The following is a 3441-nucleotide window of genomic DNA, read 5'->3' as shown; positions in this document are numbered from 1 at the left end:
GATGAAGAAAGGAGATTTTTTGGAGTTTTTGAGAAGCGAGCTATGTCCGAAGCTAGATGCGAGGAAGGTTGTGATTATGGACAATTTAAATATCCACAAGAGTCGGGAAGTTGAGGAATTGATTAGGGGGACAGGAGCACGAATCCTATACCTGCCTGTGTATGCGCCGGAGTTGAATCCCATTGAGATGATGTGGTCGGTGTTGAAGCATTTTATTCGGCAGCTTTGCAGAATTGGGAAATATAGCATGGAGCAGATAGTGAAGACTTCTTTACTACTGATCAATCCATCCTCCTTCCGAAGTTGGTTTGCTAAGTGCTGCTGTTGTACCCCTTGAGCCCTTAACAGGCTGTAGGTTGTAGTATGTCTTGGCCTATCGTCAGATTGTCCGCAGCCATTTATCTAATTGCAATCTTAAATCGCAAAAGATGCTCCTAATTGGCTGTAGCCAAATTTTGCCTAAAAAAGTTACATCTGGCAGCTTGCGTCCAGGAGAAGAGGAAATCTGAATGATCTACAAAACCTACAAAATAACGACAAGTTCAGCCGGGCAGTTAAAGCTCTGTCGATATTGATCTTCTGTAGGATTGCCAGACTTGGCTGCCGGTTTGTCTAGGGATCTGGTTGCGAACTTCCACAAATTTTCAGTGTTGTTGCTTTTCTAGATTGGCTTTTTCCAATAGACCAGCGCATCTTCTCCGCTGTAATAGCCCTTGCGGCGTCCCAGCAATTGAAACCCTGCCGATTCATAGAGGCGGATGGCGGCCTGGTTAGAAGCCCTCACCTCCAACGTGGCCCAGCGACAGCCTGCTGCCCTGGCTTGGCTCAACAGCTCCTCCAGGATCCTTCGACCCAAACCACGCCGCCGATGGGCAGGATCCACCGCCAACGAGATGATGTGGGCTTCTTCTTCGATGCGCCAGAGGATGCCAAAGCCCACGAGCGCTTGGGTCGTTTGCGTCGCGAGGTCTGGAGAGGGAGGGGGGAACTCCGTTCGGCCCAAGCCACAGGAAGCGCCAGCGGCAGCCGGTTCCGCCACAACCCCGATCACCGTGCTGCTGGGTCTTTCCAGCTCCGCGCGATAGCCCTGTTCTCCCCAGTATCCGCCGTAGCAGCGGCGATCCAGCTCCAGCAATTGGGGCAGGGCGGTGAGGTCGAGCACCTGCAGCCGATAACTCGTACCGCTCATGGTGGTCTAGTCCCGCAATTCGCAGAACTCGGCCAGCAACAACTGCCCAAAGGGATCGTCATCGGGGGCGGCATAGGGCAGGGCTCGGCGGCTAAGGCTTAAGATCTGACCCCCCGATTGGGGATGGGGCTTGAGCTCGTAATCGATCCCTTCTTGGAAGCCGGCCTCTTGCAGGTAATCTTGGGCGGCTTTGAGGATCCCTGCTCGCAGTTGGGCTTTGACGGCAGGGGCCATGAGGTGGCGAACAAACCAGCGGGCGCTGTCGGGATCCACCTCGGCAAGGTATTGGAGAGCGGGAGTCAACACCGCGGAGCGCTCTTGGGGGGAGAGGCCGTTGACCTGCTGCGCTACCGCGGGCACATCCCGCCTTTGCATGGCCTGGATCAGGGTTTGGATGGCCGGAGAAAAAGAGGGATCCGACGCTTGGCTCATGGCTGCCAAAAGGATTCGAGGGTGCGGACAAGGGCCGCTGCTTCCGAAGGAGAGGGGGGGCTCGGCAGACAGACGGTAACATGGCCCAGCTTGCGCCCCGGGCGGGCGGGGGTCTTGTGGTACCAGTGCACCGTGGCATTGGGGATCGCAGCCAAGCGCTGCCGCTGCTCGGCATAGTCGCCGGTGGAGTGCTCGTAGCCCAAGAGGTTGACCATCACCGCCCCCCCACACTTGAGGGAGGGATCCCCCAAGGGGAGACCGAGGATGGCCCGCAGATGCTGCTCAAATTGCGAGGTGTGGCAGGCTTCCAGGGTGTAGTGGCCGGAGTTGTGAACCCGCGGCGAGATTTCGTTGATCCAGATCCCGGCTTTGGGCTGGGGCGGCGGCACCCAGAACAGCTCGATGGCAAACACGCCCACCGCATCCAATTTTTCCATCACCTTGACCGCCAAATCCCGGATCTCGGCCTCAACAGAGGAAGGGATGCGGGCGGGCACCAAGACGTGGCGACAGACTTGGTTAACTTGAACCGTCTCCACCACGGGGTAGATCTGGATTTCTCCCGTCAGCCCTCGCGCCACCATCACCGCCAGCTCCCGCTCAAACGGGATCCACTCTTCAACCAGCAGCGGGATCCCGGCATACTCAGCCAGAGCCTGTTGCAAGGTTGCTGGGTCGGGCAGGATGCGGGTGCCCTGCCCATCGTAGCCCTGCCGCCGCCGCTTGAGCACCAAGGGAAAGCTCAGGCTAGGTAGATCTGCCGTCTCCGCAGGCCAAAAAGCCGGCACCGGCATCCCCAGCTCTGCCAGAAACTGCCGTTGGTGCAACTTGTCCAGCAGCGGCTCTAGCGTGCTCAGGCGAGGACGAAAGCGGGATCCCTGCGGATCCAGTTTTTGCAGCTCCGCCAGCGGGATGAACTCGTTCTCAAAAGTTACCACCGGGCAGCGTTGCAGCAACTGGGCTGTGGCCTGGGTGTCGGTCACGGCACCCCAGACCACGCCGTCGGCCACGGCCACCGCCGGATCGGTAGGAGCGGCAGCCTGAACAATCAGCGGGATCCCCAATGGGCGAGCCGCCAAAGCCAACATCTGCGCCAACTGCCCACCGCCGATCACCCCCACCGGTTGGAAGCTCTGGTTTTTTGGGGATACCTGGGGTTCCACCACTGTCTCGCTATACTGACGGGTGTGCCTGCTTGGATCCAAAACCCATTATGGGATCCCTTGCCCTCTAGCGCTAGGAGAAAAACGGTGGAACCCCCTCAACCTTCTGAGCTCAGAGCTTTGATCGACCGGGCTTTGGCAGATAAGGTCTTAACCCGCGCTGAACAACAGCAGATCCTCAATGCCGTCGCAGCCGATCAAGAGGTTTCCCCAGAAGAGCATGACTCTAGTCAATGATATGCTGGACTATACTGAAAATAATGTACAGTATGTTCAGTATGGCTGCTTGGCATGGCTAGATATGTAAAACCGAGAGAAGCGGCGGATTATTTTGGGGTGTGTCTCCACACCTTGAGGCGATGGGAACAGAAGGGCTGGATCAATGCAACACGTACACCATCCGGTAGGGCGAGAAGGTATGACCTCGACAGCTACATTGGCCTCCGGCCCGCTGACGCGAACAGAGCGCCCAAGAAGGACAAACGAGTCGTTTTGTACGCCCGAGTCAGCAGTCGAGGGCAGAAACCAGACTTGGAGAGACAGATTGCAAGACTGGTTGACCTCTATCCTGGAGCCGAAGTGGTCGGAGAGGTTGGCGGCGGTCTCAACTTCAAAAGGCCAAAGTTCCTTGCCTTATTGGAACGAGTTCGTGCGGGA

The 3441-nt window shown here is 57.4% G+C and carries 6 protein-coding genes; 3 read left to right on the top strand and 3 right to left on the bottom strand.

The genetic code is table 11. The features are described from left to right. On the top strand, window positions 1-337 hold a 337-nt coding region (locus SYN60AY4M2_RS13205), incomplete at its 5' end, for a transposase (protein WP_143597307.1). Window positions 338-661: 324 nt separating this feature from the next. On the opposite strand, the gene rimI is transcribed toward SYN60AY4M2_RS13205, so the two are convergent. Genes rimI through SYN60AY4M2_RS13190 form a run of 3 tightly spaced genes read right to left on the bottom strand, consistent with a single transcriptional unit; the run spans window position 662 to window position 2742 of the window. Further along, window positions 662-1189, bottom strand: coding sequence for a ribosomal protein S18-alanine N-acetyltransferase (gene rimI / locus SYN60AY4M2_RS13200; protein ID WP_099813123.1), 528 nt, complete (start codon window positions 1187-1189; stop codon window positions 662-664). Between the two features lie 6 nt (window positions 1190-1195). Beyond that, the gene (locus SYN60AY4M2_RS13195) at window positions 1196-1621 is read right to left on the bottom strand and encodes a hypothetical protein (protein WP_099813122.1); all 426 of its coding nucleotides are present in this window, start codon (window positions 1619-1621) and stop codon (window positions 1196-1198) included. Then, complete coding sequence (locus SYN60AY4M2_RS13190) at window positions 1618-2742, bottom strand: 5-(carboxyamino)imidazole ribonucleotide synthase (protein ID WP_099813380.1); 1125 nt, start codon at window positions 2740-2742, stop codon at window positions 1618-1620. The genes SYN60AY4M2_RS13195 and SYN60AY4M2_RS13190 overlap by 4 nt, the downstream gene beginning before the upstream one ends. Before the next feature lie 129 nt (window positions 2743-2871). On the opposite strand from SYN60AY4M2_RS13190, the gene SYN60AY4M2_RS14145 reads away from it, so the two are divergent. Both SYN60AY4M2_RS14145 and SYN60AY4M2_RS13185 read left to right on the top strand, forming a co-directional pair. Beyond that, window positions 2872-3021, top strand: coding sequence for a hypothetical protein (locus SYN60AY4M2_RS14145; RefSeq protein ID WP_168173344.1), 150 nt, complete (start codon window positions 2872-2874; stop codon window positions 3019-3021). Window positions 3022-3075: 54 nt separating this feature from the next. After that, on the top strand, window positions 3076-3441 hold a 366-nt coding region (locus SYN60AY4M2_RS13185; RefSeq protein WP_143597330.1), incomplete at its 3' end, for a MerR family transcriptional regulator.

This window comes from Synechococcus sp. 60AY4M2, assembly GCF_002760375.1.
Taxonomy (GTDB): domain Bacteria; phylum Cyanobacteriota; class Cyanobacteriia; order Thermostichales; family Thermostichaceae; genus Thermostichus.
This window is presented reverse-complemented; position numbering and strand designations above follow the sequence as displayed.

What these genes read in the sequence shown, in the direction of transcription:
- SYN60AY4M2_RS13195 (WP_099813122.1), bottom strand. Translation starts at nt 1,621, where the DNA reads ATGAGCCAAGCGTCGGATCCCTCTTTTTCTCCGGCCATCCAAACCCTG.
- rimI (WP_099813123.1), bottom strand. Translation starts at nt 1,189, where the DNA reads ATGAGCGGTACGAGTTATCGGCTGCAGGTGCTCGACCTCACCGCCCTG.